Here is a 17886-nt window from a genome sequence, read left to right on the forward strand (position 1 = left end):
ATGAGGCAAGTGGTTCAACTGCCGTTTAGTCACGAAGAGGTGTTTCAGGGTGAAGCGGGACAACAGATTCCATACCATCGAATGTACGGGAAGCAGTATTGTGTGCCTGCATTGACGGTCTATTCTCCCTCGGAGATACAAGAGCTGCGTACCGCAGCTGAGGCGGTAGACGGCATTTACTGTAAAGTGATGCGATTTATCCAGCAATATATGCCGGATTCTTTTTTGGAGCATCAGTTGGGTATCCATCCGGGGCTTATTTCGGCAGCACGTATGGAGATGGTAACTGGAGGCATTACCCGTCAGGACTGGATTATTGGAGAAGCTGGACCGAAGTGTATTGAAAATAATACGGACACCCCTACGGGTATCCCGGAGGTTGCAACACTGGAAGATATTCTGGTCGCTCTTGCTGAGGATACTACGATAACTGGGCCATCTGCCGAGATGGATACACGTATTCGGCAGTGTTTCAGGATATGGCTGGAATTCTATGCAAACCAAGGATTGCAGGGTCCGGTGACGTTTACTTCTTTTGGCGAACATGTCGAAGATCGAACAAATACGGAATACCTGATGAGACGTTGTCAGGAAGCGGGATACGAAGTTTTCTATGCTCCACTTGAGGAACTGGAGATTGTTCCGGGAGAGGCGCTTTACCATAAGGGGCGGGAGATTAACCTGCTGTACCGTCTCTATCCACTGGAGTATCTGATTGATGATCGGGATGAGACGACAGGGGTGGACATTGGTGCTGCACTGCTTGAACTTGTACGTGAAGGACGGCTGGGCTTGATGAATCCGGTTCAGCATGTACTGATGCAGAGCAAAGGCTTCATGGCGGCGATCTGGTCGCTCTACGAGCGTAACGAGCAAACCCCGGAATATTGCGGGTTTACCCTCTTTGATGAAGCAGAAATGGATGTGATTTCCCGATATCTGCTGCCCACCTATTTTTCGGCTGAGCCTTTCGAGCTGAATGCCATACCGTATGTATCCAAAAGTTATTGGGGACGCGAGGGCAGAGGTACTCTTTTGCTGGATGGAGGAACGAACAATGCCCTTGGAAAGAAGGATATGGAGCATCCTCTTAACGAGGCGCTGGAATCCAATCTTGCAACTGGGGCAACAGACGAGGATGAAGAGATTACAGCTTATTACGAAAACCAGCCCAAAATCTATCAGCAGCTGGTGCCGATGGAACAGGCCGTGATTGAGACGGAAGATGGAGCGTACAGCGGTTATCTGCTTACAGGGGTGTTTGTTATCGGTGGGCGCTTGGCAGGAGTACTGCCCCGGGTCGGGGAGAAAGTGACCGGAGATATGGCCTATTATTGCGCGGCTACAGTACGTGAACGGATGAATGATGAGGAGGAAAAGGAATGGAAAACTTGGGATTAAACCTCGTGAATGTGGCGGTGGGTGTAGGCATTCTGCTGGTGGTATTGGTATGTGGATATTTCGCTTTTAGCAAATTGACCCGGTATAACGATAGTGAGGAAATCGCCAAAGGTAACGAGGCGGCAGGCATGTACATGGGCAGCAAATTGCTGGGACTGTGTATTATTGTAGGTATGGTGTCCTTCTCCACGCACTCGTGGCTAGATATGCTGATGTGGTCGGCGCTTGGAATCATTATTCTGTGTCTGGTCTATATTATATTTGATTTCCTGATTCCAAAAATGCGGGTATGCGACGAAATCGCACGAGGCAATATGGCGGTAGCACAACTGCTGCGTTCGATTATCATCGGCGTTTCCATCGTCATCGGTACATTTTTGATGTAAAATAAGACATAGTGTTTTATAGAGTTTACTATCAAATGGAAGAAGGAGCGCGGCATCATGAGAAAAGTCATCATCGATACAGATACAGCAGGAGACGATACGATTGCGATCCTGACGGCATTGCATCACTTTCAGGTGGAAGGCATCACCATTACGGGCGGTAACGTACAATTCGACCAGGAGGTTGAAAATGCCCTGTACACGGTACAGGTTGCTGGACATGGCGGCAAGGTGCCTGTGTATAAAGGTTGCGAGCGTCCGCTAATGGCCTACGGAAAGGCTCAGCACCGCACAGTGGAAGATGTGCATGGTGATGACGGCATGGGTGGCGCACATTTCCCAAAGGCAGATCAGCGTCCCGAGAGCGGTCACGCGGTTGATTTTATCATTGAGAAGGTGCATGCACATCCAGGTGAAATTGAACTTCTGGCGATTGCTCCGCTGACCAATATTGCAATGGCAATTCAGAAGGACCCAACCATTATTCCGGAGATTGCTCATCTGTACATCATGGGTGGAACCAATAATGCACTGGGCAATATCACGCCAGCGGCGGAGTATAACTTCTACGTGGACCCGGAAGCAGCAAAAATTGTACTGCATGCGGGCATTCCAATCACGATGGTTGGCTGGGAAATGTGCACGCAATATTCAGTCATGGACGATGACGATCATGCAGAGATTGCAGCTCTCGGTACATCCGGTGCCGATTTCTTCACCGCAATCAACAAAGTGGTTATGCAGTTCAACAAGTCGGTACATAAACTCAATGGCACCACTCATCCCGATACGTTGTTAATGGCTGTTGCGGCAGATGAATCCATCATGACCAAGTCGGGTCAATATTATGTGGATGTGGAAGCGGCAGGAGAACTGACACGCGGATACAGTGTGGTGGATATCAACGGACGTTTTGGCAAAGAGCCGAATGTACGTGTATGTGAGGCGATTGATCGGCCCAAATTCAAATCCATGCTGCTGGACGTTCTGTCAGCGATCCAATAAACGCAGGAATTTAACTGCAAGAAAAAGAAGAAAATCCGTGCCTATCCCAGGTACGGATTTTTTATTGCCCATTTTTGGAGTAACTACTTCACCTGTCGTAGTAAATTGTGCTATACTTCAACTACTACGACAGATGAAGTAATGAGGAGGAGTATCTTTTGTGATCAGCAGTGACGTTATACGTGGCTACAATGATACGCTGATCCTCTACATGCTGCTCGAAGGGGAGTCGTATGGCTACGAGATTTCCAAGAACATCAGGCAGCTGACAGAGGAAAAGTACGTCATGAAGGAGACGACATTATATTCGGCCTTCACCCGATTGGAGAAGAACGGTTATATTGAATCGTTTTATCTGGATGAGAACAGTTTGGGAAAGCGTCGTACCTATTACCGGATTACGCCGCCCGGCCTCGACTATTACAGAGAAAAGTGTGAGGAATGGAAGGTTACGCAGGAGGTTGTTAATCTATTTATCAGGGAGTTGTGACGGAACATGGAGACAATTATGGTGTATCTGGAGAACATGTTTGCTGGTCTACCGAAGACCCCCGAGGTGGAGCATCTGAAGCAGGAACTCCTTTCGGGGATGGAAGATAAGTACCTGGAGTTGAAGCGGGAAGGCAAGTCGGAGAATGAAGCCATCGGTATTGTGATTTCAGAATTTGGTAATATCGAGGAGTTAACTGCGGAACTCGGTATTCAGCCAGTCAGTACGGAAGAGGCAGTACCTGTGCTGACGGAAGAAGAAGCCTACGCATATACCACTGCCAAAAGAAATGCCGGATTTTGGATCGGGCTGGGTGTTTTATTGTGCGCGTCGGGTGTGGCGTTTCTGATTTTCATGGATACTTTATTTGAGAACTATGCCACTTCAGCTGCAAACCGTTCGGTGGAAACGGGGGCTGTACTGGGCCTGATCGGCATGTTCGTGCTGATTGCCATTGCGGTAGGCATGTTCATTCACAGTGGCATGAAGCTTGAACGCTTCAGTCATATGGAGAAGGGCTTCCAGCTTCCTTATACACTTAAAATGAGTATTCAGCATAGTCGGGAGAGCTTCGCTCTGACTTATCGTGTAGCCATCATCACGGGTGTCTGCCTGTGCATTCTGTCTCCTGTGTTTATTTTCGCAGCCTCCTCTATTAATGATAACTACGCCTCTTATGGTGTATCTGCTTTTATGATCATGGCTGGGGTAGGAGTATTCTTGTTTGTATATTACGGTAATATTCAGGGGGCTTACACGAACCTGTTGGAGAAGCACCAGTTGACGGCAGAGAAGAAGCAAGAAGTAAAGGTTGTGAGAGCCGTGGAAGCGATTGTATGGCCGCTGGCGACAGCTATCTTCTTGTTCACAGGCTTTGTATATCAACGGTGGGATATCAATTGGGCCATATTCCCGATTACAGGCATTCTCTCCGGCAGCTTTAGCAATGTGTACCATATTATGAAAAGCAAAAATCCGTCCTGAGCATGCTGCTTTAGCTAGTAAAGCCCACTTGATCTATATTGATCTGGTGGGCTTTTTTTGTTCTATTCAATCTAGTTTTGCTGCAACAAAAACGAGCGAATGCCGGTCGTGACCAGATCATGGTCTTCCTCATCAGGCAAACCGGATACCGTAATGGTGCCGACCTGTCCCTCATTTTCCAGAATTAGCGGGAAAGCGCCACCAGCCAGGACATAGTCCGTTGAAGGCAGATTGAAGTCTTGCTCAAGCTTTTGGTTTTCGCTTCTTAACCTCAGAGCCGTATGCCAAGAACTGGAGGAGAAATGATTCACCACGTTGTTCTTGCGGCGAATCCAGTCTTCGTTGTCAGGATGAGTGCCTTCCATGGCGTGCAAAAAGAGGCGATGTCCCTTCAGGGTAATATCGATGGTTACGGCTTGGGAACGACGCTTCGCTTCTTCAACCAGATGCAGGCCAAGGCTAAGTGCTGTTTGAGAATCAAATGTGCCAAATACCAAGTCCATTTCTTCCTGCTGCATTTCCTTTAATTTTTCGATCATGGTCAGGTTCAAATTACAGGCAGCCCCTTTACATATATGATTGATGTCTACATTCGACATGAATAGGTTTAGTACCTTCCAAATGCGGACTGGACGATGTTAGTGGATGTTATAGGCGTGGTTGAAGACGGCTCATTTGGAGAGCATACATCGGCTGTGTTAAAGTGAAGGGAACCTAATATACTCATAACTCTTAAAGTTAAAATAAGTTATCGCTAAGTAGGCAGGAGGAGAAGCACGATGCTGTTTTATTTTGTAGCACTGCTGGTGACTTTGGTGGATCAGGGAACCAAGATTGCAGTGAGGATGTATATGGAAGTTGGCGACGTCATGAGACTGGGTAACTCGGGCATGCAGTTACAGCATTACGAGAACAGTGGCATGGCGGGCAGCATGTTTCAGGGAAATGCACGGCTGTTCGGTGTGATTGCTGTTCTGTTCATAGCGGGCATGCTGTATTATCGGAGTAAAGGTGAGATTCGCGGTTTCTGGATGCAAGCTGGCGCGGGTTTTATGGTCGGTGGGGCTTTAGGAAATGCGATCGATCGATTTATCTATGCCCGGGTAACAGATTTTCTCGTGTTTCCGTCAGGACGAGGTATCTTGAATCTAGCTGATGTCGCAATTAACATCGGCGTGGTCATGATCATCATCGGCATGTTAATTCGTGCATTTCAGAGTTACCGGGCCAAGCGGTTGCGTAATACTTTGCCCAAAATTGAGCGTCCGTAACACATGGTTAACAGCTTTACAGTGGCTGAAAATAAGCTTAATAACTGAGGACATGGGATATCATCCAGTGTCCTTTTTGTTATGCCAATCTCGGGCCATGGGAAGAACTGCCTTGATTCAATTTTACCGAAACCGTTTTAGAAATAATAAAGACTTATATCATTCATTCAGATTGAAATAGGTTTGGAAGGAGTAACCATATGGTTATTTCACCATTTGGATGGGTAAATATTTACGTATAAAGCTGAGGGAGGTACAACATGAGAACAACACTTACCAAGGCTCTCGGGACAATGTTGCTGTGTGGAACGATGGCTGTACTTTTATCTTCCTGTACCAGTGGGGATAGCGCGAATGGCAAAGTGCAGATTGAGTTTTTCCAGAACAAGCCTGAAGCCAAAACAACCTTTGATGAATTGATCAAAACGTTTAATGCAGAGCATGACGATATTCAGGTGACACAGGTGAATCCGCCGGATGCGGAGACGGTCTTAAAGACACGTGTCGTCAAAAATGATATACCGGATATTATGGCCATGGGGGCAACGGATACGTATTCAATCCTGGCCCAGAGTGATATTTTCACCGATCTGACGGACAGCTCATTACTCCAGACGATTGATCCGAACTACATACAAATGCTGAATGATCTCACAGGTATGGACGAAGTGACAGGTATTCCTTACGCGACTAATGCAAACGGAATCATGTACAATAAAACGCTGTTTAAGGAAATGGGATTGGACGTGCCCAAGACGTGGGATGAACTCATTGCGACCGCCCAAAAGATTAAAGATGCAGGTGAGATTCCATTTTACTTCACATACAAGGATGACTGGCAGACAAGCCTGCCGTTCAATGCACTGGCCTCCAATCTGGTCGGTATTGATTTCTACCAAGAGCGGCGCGATAACAAAGTGACGTTCAAGGAGAAGTACCGCGAGGTAGCTGAGAAGCAGCTGGAACTCATGAAGTACGGTCACAGCGATAACTTTGGTAAAGCGTATTCGGACGGTAACCGTGCCTTTGCTAACGGTGAAGCTTTCATGTACATCCAGGGAACCTGGGCCATCTCGGAGATTCGCAAAGCAAACCCGAATGTTGACATTGGTTTCTTCCCGTTCCCAACAGGCAACGATGCAAGTGAGATCAAGCTGGTGAACGGGATCGACTCCCTGTTTACCATTGCGGCGGACACGCCTAATCGCGAGCAGGCAGAGACGTTTATTGCGTTTCTATTAGAGCCTGAAAATATCGGGAGATACATTGACGAACAGACCCTGTTCTCTGCGGTCGAAGATGTAAAGCAGGATGATCCTGCGGTACAGGAATTGATGCCTTATATCGAGCAGGGCAAGGTTGTTGACTTTCCCGATCACTATATTCCGGCTGCGGTGCAGCTGAATTCCATCGTACAGTCCTTTTTGCAGAACCAAAACATCGACAACTATCTAGATACACTCGACAAAGAATGGGACAAGGTTGCCAATCGGCGTTAAGCCTTGTCTGAAGGAGGATGGAACATGAACAAACGTATCGCACCTTATTACTGGATGACGGTTCCGGCGGTTGTATTGTTCTTTGTATTTATGACACTGCCGGCCCTCCAGGGCATCTATTATTCATTTACGAATTATAACGGATTCGGGAAAGAGTATGATTTTGTTGGTTTTAAAAACTATTTCAACTTATTCCAAGATGACAACGTGGGTAACGCCTACTGGTTTACATTCAAATTTGCGATCGTGGTGACAATCCTGACCAATATCCTGAGCCTACTCATTGCACTCGGACTGAATGCCAAGATCAAGTTCCGTAACTTTTTCCGCGGCATCTACTTCCTGCCCAATATTCTGAGTGTACTGATTGTAGGTTACATATTTAACTACCTGTTCTCCAACGTATTCCCGATCTGGGGACAAAATCTGGGCATCAACGCGCTATCCACCAACATTCTCGGCAGCGAGAGTCTGGCTTGGATCGGTATCGTCATTGTTGCAGTATGGCAATCCGTGGCCCTGAATACGATTCTATATTTGGCTGGTCTGCAAACGATACCAACGACACTATACGAGGCATCCAACCTCGACGGTGCAGGCAAATGGCGTGAATTCTGGAGTATTACATTCCCGCTGATTGCACCTTTCTTCACCATTAATATGGTGCTTGCGATGAAAAACTCACTTATGGTCTTCGACCAAATCGTAGCCTTGACCAACGGTGGTCCCGGACGGGCGACGCAGTCCATCTCCCATCTGATCTACACCGGAGGATTTGAAGGCGGCGAATATGCATATCAATCTGCGAACTCGGTTATTTACTTCATCGTTATTGCGGTGATTTCAATTCTGCAAATCCGGTTCCTGCAAAGAAGGGAGATGGATCTGTAATGAGAAGCCGTACACGAATCAATTGGCTCGTTATGCTGCTCGTTGTGCTGGGCACGCTGTTTATCCTGTTCCCATTGTATATGACCGTTACGATTGCTTTGAAAAATCCGGAACAGATGGCCCAATCGGTCTTTGCCATGCCAACAACGCTTCACTGGGAGAATTTCGCGAGGGCCATCGACATGACGAACTTCTTCCAGTCGTTCCGTAACAGTGCAATTGTTACTGCATCAACCGTGCTTTTGACGTTGCTCAGTAACTCGATGGTGGCCTATGCCATTGCGCGGAATATGGAGAAACGCAAGTTTTTCAAAGGGCTGTATTATTACTTTGTCAGCGCGATGTTCATTCCGTTCCCGATCATCATGCTGCCGATTGTTAAACTGACCGCATCCCTGGAGATGACGAATCTGGTAGGTCTGATCCTGCTGCACACGGTCTATGGTCTGGCATTCAACGTATTTGTGTACGTTGGATACATCCGGTCCATTCCGGTAGCACTGGAGGAAGCGGCATTTGTGGATGGGGCGACAACTTGGGGCACGTTCTGGAAAATCATTTTCCCGCTCATGGCACCAATCAGTGCCACGGTTGGTATCCTGACCTGCCTATCGACGTACAACGACTTCTTGCTGCCACTCATTATTATCAGTGATCCGGGACAGTACACGCTGCCGCTAGTACAGTATGTATTCCAAGGACAGTTCAATACTGAATTTAACCTTGCATTTGCATCCTACCTGCTCGCGTTGCTGCCAATGATTATCATCTACCTGTTTGCACAGAAGTGGATCATCAACGGGGTTACGCAAGGGTCTGTGAAATAACTGAAATTATGTGGGGAAGAAAAAGATAGATGTAAAAGGAATGGACATATGTACAGGGAAGATGAGTAAAGAGAGGTGGACATTAAAAGTCCCCTCTCTTTTTTTGATCCTTGTCATTTAACGTTTGAGAACTCTTCGGAGGATTGATTAACCTGTAAAACTATGCTATTTTTTAGTCGTCAGTTTAATCGGTAAACAAAGATAGTGAGAAGAAGATTGAGGTTCAATTTTGCAAGCGCTTTAACTATATAAATTGAACTAAACATTTGCACGAGAACGGAGAGGGCAGAAATAACCTGAAAAAGCGGAGCGTTCGCCTTTATCACCGGATTTTCCCCTTTAAAAAGGGAATCAAAAAATCTGGGGATAACAGCGATTGGAAGGTTATTCTGTCATCGTAGTGGCTAGTGTAAATATTCTTTCGTTCATTTTATATAGAAGAACTGAATACGTAGATAAATCCGGCATCGTTTGTACCCAGTCTTCAAGAGCACGGGCGTAAGGTGGTGGGTTCTTTTACATGCCAAAAAGAGAGGAGAATGGGGAAGTTGCACGGGAAAAGAGGACATTTTAACTCACTTCGCAATCAGATCTTCATTGGTTTTGTTATGGTGATGCTGGTTGTTCTGCTGCTCGCAGGTATAACGGCTTATGATCGGGTAGCTGCTCTGCTGAAAAGCAATGCGGAGAAACATATTCACCAAACCGCCGTCCAAGCCAGTGGCAGATTGGATGCACTCATTGCACAAGTGAATTCGCTGACCGCCCAGGTGGCGGATGATTCATACGTGCAGCGTCTGCTCAGCGATGAGAAACAAGGCAACCCAGCTACCTTTAATCAGCGCCAAGCTCTCTTGCAGATTGCAGGCAGTTATCAGTCTTTCATCAACGGAGCGCAAAGTATGGAGATATACACTACGGGTTATAACCGCATCTTTCCGATGGATGACCGATCCCTCGATCTCAGAGTGGAGCGCAACTGGATCAATCTGGCGGATGAAGGAAAAGGCAGACTGGTATGGGCAGGCGCTGACCCTGAAGATCCGGGTGTGCTGCTGGCTATTCGGCGGATTAACCTGCTGGATCATTCTTTCGAACATGGAGGTTATGTGTTGGTACGGATGCAACGCAGTTTTTTTCAACTCAATGATTCGAATGGGTCAGATGGTTCGCAGGACTCTATCATGCTCTTGGATGGTGCAGGCGAAGTGGTGACTTCCGATCTGGAGATAAATCTCGATCCCAAAGCCATATTGGACAGCGGATCAGTCGTGCAAAACGGGGAGGAATCCTACATCGTCGTCCGGCAAAAATCGGAGTTAACGGGATGGACACTTGCTGTCCTGACCCCGCTGCGGGAGACAACGGAAGGGGTATCCATCCTGAGGACGGCGCTGCTTGTCTCGGGAATCATTGGTGTTGTGCTGTTCCTCATCATGTCCTTCTTTCTGTCCACGATGATTACACGTCCGCTCATCCGCCTGATGCGGGCGATGCGCAGTGCACAGCCGGGAGCAATGAGACCTAATCTAATGGTCAGCTCTACGATGGAGATCAATGAACTAAACAACGTGTATAACCAGATGGTTTACAGGCAGAACGAATTGACCCGTGTGGTGCATGAGAAGGAAATCATGCAGTCCCGGGCCGAACTGAAGGCGTTGCAGTCTCAGATTAATCCCCATTTTCTATTCAACACCCTGGAGGCGTTCTATTGGTCTCTTGAAGAAAAGGGAGACGAGGAGATGGCACGTATGGTCGTGGCGATGTCCCGATTATTTCGCTACATTATCTCCAGTTCGCAGCAGGATGAATGGGTTACGATTGCCGACGAGCTGGAACACGCCGAGCGTTATCTTCGAATTATGCAGATGCGATTGGGAGATAGAATGCAATGGGGGATTCAGCTGAGTGATGCGGTTCGTAAGGTCCCCATTCCGAAACTGCTTATACAGCCTTTGGTGGAAAATGCGATTCTCCACGGCATTGAAAGTAAACTGGGACCGGGAAAGATAAGCATCCATGTGGATGCTTCGACCGAGAAAAATCTGGTTTGCATTGAGGTTCGGGATGATGGTCCCGGTATGGATGAAATGCGGCTTCAATCTGTTATTCATGCTTTACATGGCGGGCCGGCTGTGTCCAAGAAGGGGACAGGTGTAGGTCTAATTAACGTACATCAGCGACTGAAGCTTTACTTTGGCAGCCAACTTGGCGAACGTTGCAAACTCTCCATAACAAGTAAGGTTGGGGAAGGGACCGTCATTTGCTTTGAGATTCCCAAGGGAACGGAGGGTGCATATGATTCATGACAAAACGATTCTTATCGTTGATGATGAACCGCGTACAAGAGAGGGTATTCGCAAGACACTGGAGGGATGGTCAGCAGGACGAAATCACATTCAGACTGTAGAAAGTGGCGTCGAGGCCGTGGAATGGCTCAAGAAAAAACCGGCAGATCTGTTAATAACGGATGTTCGCATGCCGGAATTCTCTGGATTGTGTCTGATTGAAGCCATTCAGCACTTTTCGAACAAGCCTGCTGTCCTGATTATGTCGGGGCATGCCGATTTTCAATACGCCCAGCAGGCCATTAAGCTGGGTGTTGTGGAGTATATGTTGAAACCGATTGATAAGGAACAATTGCTGCAGACCGTCGAAAAAGCCTTGAAGTTTAGCGAACAACAGCGACGTATTCAAACGATGCAAGATATGGTTGACCCCAAGCTGCTGGATGTTAAGGAGCGAGGGGAACAAAGGCTCAATAGCCAGATCAGTGAAGCTTTGGCCTATGTGGATGCTCATCTGGGTGAACATGTGACCATGCGTGAAATCGCTGAGTTACTCCATCTCAACTCCAGTTACTTCAGTGTGTTGTTCAAGGAACAGATCGGCATCAATTTTAGTGAATACCTGACCCGCAAACGCATTCAGCGCGCGAAGGAGTTGCTTGTACAGACTACGATGCCCATCTCGGAGATTGCCGAACAGGTGGGTTATCAGACGGATAAGTATTTTATCACGGTATTTAAAAGTCTTGAGGGGCTTAGTCCAAGCAAATATCGTCATTCCCTATCTGAAAACGATAACAAATAACCTCAAAAAAGTGGAGTTTTTCCAAATTGTTCTGGTCTTATAGAGGTAATAGGCCCGTGCTACAATTTGGTTAAAGCGGTTACATTAACCGAAAAAACCAAGGGGGTTGGAATAATGAGCAAAAAGACGATGGCCATTCTTCTGTCGTGGACGCTGGTTCTCGCCGTAATTTTATCCGGATGTAACAGTTCAAGTTCGGATCAAGAGGGTGAAGCGGGCAGCAACGGCACAGATGGGAAAGTAACCCTCAAATTCATGCACCTCTGGCCAGCAGGTAGTTCCGCACAGCAAAACAAACTGGTCAACGATATCATCAAGCAGTATCAGACGGATCATCCCAATGTGACCATTAAGCAGGAAGTGTTGGAGAATGAACAATACAAGAACAAATTGAAAATCCTGTCGGCATCCAATGAACTTCCCGATGTTGGTGTAACTTGGGCTGCTGGATTTCTGGAGCCTTATGTGAAGGGGAATCTGTTTGCACCGGTCGATGATCTGCTGAGCGGCTCGCTGGGCGACAAATTCATAGCCGGAACAACAGAAGCCTATGCCATAGACGGCAAAACGTATGCGTTACCAATCGAGTTGAATATCTCCCCCATTTATTATAACAAAGCCATTTTTGCAAAATATAACTTGCAGCCGCCAGCAACGTACGATGAATTCCTGAGTGTGCTGAAGACACTGACAGATAACGGTGAGGTTCCGATCGCACTGGGTAATAAAGACCGCTGGACCGGCTCACTCTGGTATATGTATCTGGCGAATCGGTTAGGTGGAGATGCACTGGAAAAGGCGATCAATGGCTCCGGCAAGTTTGACGATCCTGCTCTGACTCAAGCTGCTGCCGAGGTACAAAAGCTGGTGGATATGAATGCCTTCAACAAAGGCTTCAACGGGTTGTCCAACGATGAGGGCAAATCCGAATTCATGAATGAAAAGGCTGCTATGTATCTGATGGGCACCTGGGAACTGCCAAACTTCACGACTAACCCGGACATCCCGCAGGAATTCAAGGACAAGATCGGATTTTTCAAATTCCCAACAATGGAAGATGGCAAAAGTGATATTAACAGTTGGGTAGGTGGACCAGGCGTAGGGCTGTTCGTGGCTCAGAACTCCAAAGTGAAGGAAGAAGCGGCGAAGTTCGTGCAATACTTTGTGGAAAAATGGGGTGAAAGTTCGGTGACTGAAGCAGGCGTCATCCCGGCAACCAAAGTGGATACGGCTGCAGTACAACTTCCACAGCTCTATATTGACCTGCTGAACGAATTGAATCAGGCCAGCAGTCTCACACTCTTTGCAGACGTGCAGATGAAACCGGCAGCCGCTCAGGCACATCTGGATATGATTCAGGCGCTGTTTGGCAAAGCGGTAACACCGGAGGACTTTGTGAAGAATCATCAGGCTGCGATTGATAAAGGCAATTGACGTACACACGTTTGAACGCTTGAAGGGAGGATAATGTGATGGACAAAGTCATGTCCAACCGTCTCGTTGCTGCGTTGTACGTGCTTCCTGCACTGCTTCTGCTGCTGGTCTTGGTTTACATCCCGATCGTGCTCACCGGGTATTATGGGTTGATGCAATGGGACGGGATCGGTGCAATGACCTTTATTGGATTGGATAATTACGCCAGACTGCTTCAGGACGGAACATTCTGGCAGAGTGCGGGTCATACTTTTTTGCTTGCTTTGTTCTCCGCGCTGAGTCTGATCGGTTATCTGATGATTGCTTTGGTGCTGTCAGGCAAGATCAAGGGTGCCAATCTGTTCCGTAAAATATATTTGATCCCGATGCTGCTGTCTTCGGTCGCGATCGCCCAGTTATGGCTGAAGATCTATCATCCCAGCAATGGTGTGCTGAACACCTTTCTGGAAGCGATCGGCTTCAGCAATCCGCCAGCCTGGCTGGCGGAGCCATCCCTGGTGCTGTATGCACTGTTCGTACCGATTCTGTGGCAGTATGCAGGCTTCTATATTTTGATCTATTATGCGGCCCTCAAAAATATTCCGGAATCTCTGGTGGAAGCAGCCCGGATTGATGGGGCAAGCCCTTGGCAGATCGCTTTTCGCATCAAGCTGCCGCTTATTACTGAGGTGATCAAGGTGACCGTTGTACTGGCTGTGGTAGGTTCACTCAAGTATTTTGATCTCATCTACGTGATGACCGATGGCGGACCGAATGGCTCCAGCGAAGTGATGGCCTCCTATATGTATCGTCAGGCGTTTCGTAGCTTCGACTTTGGTTACGGCAGTGCTGTAGGTTTCTTCCTGCTCTTGATCTGTCTGCTGGTTACCTGGCTGCTTCGAAAAGCGACGGCATCCAAAGATACGATCCAGTATTCCTGAGGCATGTGAAATGAAAGGAGGTCCATCCCGGTGAAGACGGATACGGCCGTTAGATTACCAACTTATCCGGGGACAGGCCGAGGTTCGGCATGGTTAAGGAGATTCGGCTATGTTCTGCTGTATTTCCTCTTGTCCCTGGTAGCTTTGCTGCAAATTTTGCCCTTGGTATGGTTGCTGTTGTTCTCGCTTAAAAATAATCAGGAAGTATTCGACATGGCGCCTTTTTCCCTTCCTGCTACTCCGCGTTGGGAAAACTATGTCAAGGTATGGACAGAGGGGAATATCAGCTTATACTTCTTCAACAGTGTATGGATTACGGTGGTCTCGGTTGTGTTCACCGTGCTGTTTGCCAGTCTCGTGACCTTTGCCATTACACGTATGCGCTGGAAGGGTCGCTCGCTGGTATTGGGGTTATTCATGGTGGGGCTAATGATCCCTGTGCACTCCACATTGATCCCACTGTTCAGCTTGTTCCTGAAACTTCATCTCACCGATCATCCTTTGTCAGTAATCTTGTCTTATATCGCATTTAATATGCCAATTACCATTATGATTCTACTGGGATTCTACTACGCGCTTCCTCGGGAAGTGGAAGAAGCGGCAGTGATGGATGGTTGCTCCGTGCATCGAATTTTCTTTCGGATTGTGCTGCCGATGACGTCTTCGGTCATTTCCACAACGGCGATTATCAACATGATCTATAACTGGAATGAATTTATCTTTGTTAATACGTTCATCAGTACAGATTCATACAAGACCTTAACGGTTGGGGTACAGAACTTTATCGGTCAATATACAACGGATTGGGGAGCCATTGGTGCGACGCTGATGATTAGTATTTTGCCGATCCTGATTGCATTTCTCATCCTGAGTAATCGAATCGTAGAGGGAATTGCTGCGGGTTCTGTTAAAGGTTAAAAGGCTGAGGGTCTAAGGTCCTTCCATTACTTGCTTAAAAGCGAGTCGGGAGGGGCCTTTTTTGTCTTCTAAAACTTCTGGCAGGTGTACGGAAACGGAGCTTGATGAAAACGCTGAAAATACCTATTTATGGAATTGCAAAAAACTTTCAACTATTTTCGCAAAACTACTGCATTTTCAAACTACCTGTGCTAACATACCCTAAGAATTAAAGCCCACATGGGAAAGGTGAGAAAATGACAGCAATATCCTCAACCAAAGAGTCCCTTCGTTCTGATGCCAAGGATCTGAATCTGATTCGACTGACATGGCCTATTTTCTTGGAACTCTTCTTATTTATGTTGATGGGGAGCGTGGATACGCTCATGCTCAGCTCGGTATCCGATAATGCGGTCTCCGGCGTTGGAGCAGCCAATCAGATTATTTCTATCGCTATCCTTGTATTGGAAGTCATTGGACATGGTGCCGCGATTGTAGTAGCACAATATATCGGATCGAAAAAGCTAAGTGAAGCAGCACAAGTTACGGGTAATGCGATTACGCTGAATCTTATCGTGGGGCTGGTCCTGAGCGGAATCTTCCTTCTGTTCGGAGGACATTTGTTAACACTTCTGAATATTCAAGGCGAAATTTATGATTTTGCCCGTTCGTATATAAATATCGTCGGTGGCGGAATCTTCCTCCAGGCACTCATTAATGCGCTGGCTGCGACGATTCGTACACATGGTTACACCAAAGAAACGATGTATGTTGCTGTGTTCATGAATGTCATTCACGTTGTTGGTAACTATGCATTGATCTTTGGTCACTTCGGCCTGCCAAAGCTTGGGGTGGAAGGGGCAGCGATCTCCACGGTAGGAAGTCGCTTTATCTGCCTGCTGATCTTCTTCTGGTTGTTGTATCGTGTGAGCGAGGTGCGGGTGGATTTCGAATACTACATTAAATTGTCCAAACATTTTATTGGCAAAATTCTGCGGATTGGCATTCCGTCTGCGATGGAATCCATGGTATATCATTCCTGCCAGCTCGTGTTCACGCTGTATGTGACCTATCTGGGCGCAGAAGCCATGGCAACCAAGCAGTATGCGGGTAATATCTCCAGCTATATCTACTTGTTCAGCATGGCGATTGGTATGGGGACATCGATCATTGTAGGCCGGCTTGTGGGTGCGCGGCGCAAAGACGATGCGTACAAACGTGTTTTTGACAGTGTAAAATGGGCCCTTCTGGCTACGGTTATCATTGATGTAATCATCATTTTTTTCCGTGTGCCTCTGATGAGCATATTTACGGATAATCCGGAAATTATCAAGCTGGGGGCTCAGGTAATTTTGCTCAGTCTTTTGCTCGAAACCGGACGTACCTGCAACATTGTGATCATTGGTTCCCTGCGTGCGGCAGGGGATGCAAAATTCCCGGTATACATGGGGCTGATCTCCATGGTCTGCATGAGTCTGCCACTGGGGTATCTGCTCATATTCAAGCTTCATCTGGGGCTCGCGGGTGTGTGGCTTGCCATTGCGGCGGATGAGTGGACCCGTGCGGTCATTATGTACTTCCGCTGGAAGAGTAGAGCTTGGGAGAAACATGAATTGGTGGAGCATGATGACGAAGAGGTTGGTGCGCAGCCGGTACCGGCTGTCTGACGAATAGATAAATGAACCTGCTGTAGATCAATGAAGTGGCTCTACAGTAGCCACAGGGCAGCAGTTTCCCAGAAGAGTCAATCACGGAAAGGATTCAATCCGTGATTGGCTCTTTTTTGCGTTCGGGGCAGAGACCAACCGAAGTGAGGAAAGCAAAAATGATCAAAACGGAGATAACTCATTCACGTATAGTAAAGATATGGAAGGGGGATTTGCCTCAGTTGAGCCGTTATCGTGAAATGATTCAGCAAAGTTTGTTCTATATCGAAACCCATCTTCATCAGCAGATTGGGTTAGAAGAAGTGGCGTCCGAGGCGTTGTTGTCACCTTATCATTACCACCGTATTTTCCGTAATGAGGTTGGCATGACCGTGGTGGATTATATCCGCAATCGCCGGATGAGTCTGGCGTCCACGGCCCTACGATCCACAGATGCTGGCATTCTGGATATTTCCTTGGCTTGTGGATTTGACAGTCAGGAAGCCTTCACCCGCGCATTCCGCAGATTATATGGCATGCCACCAGGACGCTTTCGCAAATTGTTCGATCTGAAATTATTCGAAGGAAGAACCAGAGGAGGAGAATTACAGATGAATCAGACGTCAACGATTACAGGTTGGATGTTAACCGGAAGTCATCCGCAAAATTATGAGATGGGCATTGATCCGGCCGAAGTGCATCAGGGGAAAGCTTCAGGATATTTGAAGGCAGTTACGCCGATGGAGCCCAACGAATTTGCAACTATGATGCAACAGTTCAGAGCAGACAAGTATGTGGGTAAGCGGATGAAATTATCGGGATTTGTGAAGACCGAGCGTGTGGATGCTTTTTGCGGATTGTGGATGCGTGTGGATAATAACGTCCATGACGTACTTCAATTTGATAACATGCATGATCGGCCAATTACGGGCACGCAGCCATGGAATCAGTATAGTATTGTGCTTGATGTACCGGAGGACAGCGCGGTCATTTCATTCGGGGTTATTTTGAACGGTAAAGGAAAAGTGTGGGTCGACAGCTTCCGCTTCGAGGAGGTTGATCTGAACACACCGCTGACACATATGGAGCCAGAGTACGAGATGTCGGACGAGCCGCTCAATCTGTCATTTGAGGAGTAA

17 protein-coding genes are annotated in these 17886 nt (G+C 47.3%); 16 read left to right on the forward strand and 1 reads right to left on the reverse strand.

Annotation, left to right across the window (positions count from 1 at the left end):
- The 5 genes from BLS69_RS20905 (at nucleotide 1) to BLS69_RS20925 (ending at nucleotide 4266) form a co-directional block, all read left to right on the forward strand.
- On the forward strand, nucleotides 1-1401 hold the full coding sequence (locus BLS69_RS20905) for a glutathionylspermidine synthase family protein (RefSeq protein ID WP_091035799.1): 1401 nt from the start codon (nucleotides 1-3) through the stop codon (nucleotides 1399-1401).
- Nucleotides 1383-1787 carry a DUF350 domain-containing protein gene (locus BLS69_RS20910; protein ID WP_091035802.1) on the forward strand — a complete coding sequence of 135 codons (405 nt, stop codon included), beginning with the start codon at nucleotides 1383-1385 and terminating at the stop codon, nucleotides 1785-1787. The genes BLS69_RS20905 and BLS69_RS20910 overlap by 19 nt, the downstream gene beginning before the upstream one ends.
- 57 nt (nucleotides 1788-1844) lie before the next feature.
- Nucleotides 1845-2792, forward strand: a complete 948-nt coding sequence (locus BLS69_RS20915) for a nucleoside hydrolase (protein ID WP_091035803.1) — start codon at nucleotides 1845-1847, stop codon at nucleotides 2790-2792.
- Nucleotides 2793-2952: 160 nt separating this feature from the next.
- Nucleotides 2953-3282 carry a PadR family transcriptional regulator gene (locus BLS69_RS20920; RefSeq protein WP_017691704.1) on the forward strand — a complete coding sequence of 110 codons (330 nt, stop codon included), beginning with the start codon at nucleotides 2953-2955 and terminating at the stop codon, nucleotides 3280-3282.
- A gap of 6 nt (nucleotides 3283-3288) precedes the next feature.
- Nucleotides 3289-4266, forward strand: coding sequence for a permease prefix domain 1-containing protein (locus tag BLS69_RS20925; RefSeq protein ID WP_091035806.1), 978 nt, complete (start codon nucleotides 3289-3291; stop codon nucleotides 4264-4266).
- Between the two features lie 71 nt (nucleotides 4267-4337).
- Here BLS69_RS20925 and BLS69_RS20930 read toward each other — a convergent pair whose 3' ends face one another.
- Nucleotides 4338-4817 (reverse strand): heme-degrading domain-containing protein, encoded by a 480-nt coding sequence (locus tag BLS69_RS20930; RefSeq protein ID WP_256332373.1) that lies wholly within the window; start codon nucleotides 4815-4817, stop codon nucleotides 4338-4340.
- Nucleotides 4818-5045: 228 nt separating this feature from the next.
- Here BLS69_RS20930 and lspA point away from each other — a divergent pair, with 228 nt between their 5' ends.
- The 11 genes from lspA (at nucleotide 5046) to BLS69_RS20985 (ending at nucleotide 17886) form a co-directional block, all read left to right on the forward strand.
- Nucleotides 5046-5537, forward strand: coding sequence for a signal peptidase II (lspA, locus tag BLS69_RS20935; protein WP_091035808.1), 492 nt, complete (start codon nucleotides 5046-5048; stop codon nucleotides 5535-5537).
- A gap of 311 nt (nucleotides 5538-5848) precedes the next feature.
- Nucleotides 5849-7036 (forward strand): ABC transporter substrate-binding protein, encoded by a 1188-nt coding sequence (locus tag BLS69_RS20940; RefSeq protein WP_371129085.1) that lies wholly within the window; start codon nucleotides 5849-5851, stop codon nucleotides 7034-7036.
- Between the two features lie 24 nt (nucleotides 7037-7060).
- Nucleotides 7061-7927 carry a carbohydrate ABC transporter permease gene (locus BLS69_RS20945; protein WP_036606633.1) on the forward strand — a complete coding sequence of 289 codons (867 nt, stop codon included), beginning with the start codon at nucleotides 7061-7063 and terminating at the stop codon, nucleotides 7925-7927.
- Nucleotides 7927-8754: a carbohydrate ABC transporter permease gene (locus BLS69_RS20950; protein ID WP_091035811.1), complete on the forward strand. Its 828-nt coding sequence runs from the start codon at nucleotides 7927-7929 to the stop codon at nucleotides 8752-8754. The genes BLS69_RS20945 and BLS69_RS20950 overlap by 1 nt, the downstream gene beginning before the upstream one ends.
- Before the next feature lie 539 nt (nucleotides 8755-9293).
- Entirely contained in the window at nucleotides 9294-11066 is a 1773-nt protein-coding gene (locus BLS69_RS20955) for a cache domain-containing sensor histidine kinase (RefSeq protein ID WP_176872909.1), read from the forward strand.
- On the forward strand, nucleotides 11056-11850 hold the full coding sequence (locus BLS69_RS20960; protein WP_091035819.1) for a response regulator transcription factor: 795 nt from the start codon (nucleotides 11056-11058) through the stop codon (nucleotides 11848-11850). The genes BLS69_RS20955 and BLS69_RS20960 overlap by 11 nt, the downstream gene beginning before the upstream one ends.
- A 114-nt stretch (nucleotides 11851-11964) precedes the next feature.
- Complete coding sequence (locus BLS69_RS20965) at nucleotides 11965-13284, forward strand: extracellular solute-binding protein (RefSeq protein WP_091035821.1); 1320 nt, start codon at nucleotides 11965-11967, stop codon at nucleotides 13282-13284.
- A gap of 38 nt (nucleotides 13285-13322) precedes the next feature.
- A complete protein-coding gene (locus tag BLS69_RS20970; RefSeq protein ID WP_091035825.1) occupies nucleotides 13323-14204 on the forward strand; it encodes a carbohydrate ABC transporter permease in 882 nt (293 codons plus the stop codon).
- Nucleotides 14205-14234: 30 nt separating this feature from the next.
- Complete coding sequence (locus BLS69_RS20975) at nucleotides 14235-15122, forward strand: carbohydrate ABC transporter permease (protein ID WP_091035828.1); 888 nt, start codon at nucleotides 14235-14237, stop codon at nucleotides 15120-15122.
- Nucleotides 15123-15358: 236 nt separating this feature from the next.
- Nucleotides 15359-16768 (forward strand): MATE family efflux transporter, encoded by a 1410-nt coding sequence (locus tag BLS69_RS20980; RefSeq protein WP_091035831.1) that lies wholly within the window; start codon nucleotides 15359-15361, stop codon nucleotides 16766-16768.
- Nucleotides 16769-16989: 221 nt separating this feature from the next.
- Complete coding sequence (locus tag BLS69_RS20985) at nucleotides 16990-17886, forward strand: helix-turn-helix transcriptional regulator (RefSeq protein ID WP_091035834.1); 897 nt, start codon at nucleotides 16990-16992, stop codon at nucleotides 17884-17886.

This window comes from Paenibacillus sp. CF095, assembly GCF_900101225.1.
Lineage (GTDB): Bacteria > Bacillota > Bacilli > Paenibacillales > Paenibacillaceae > Paenibacillus.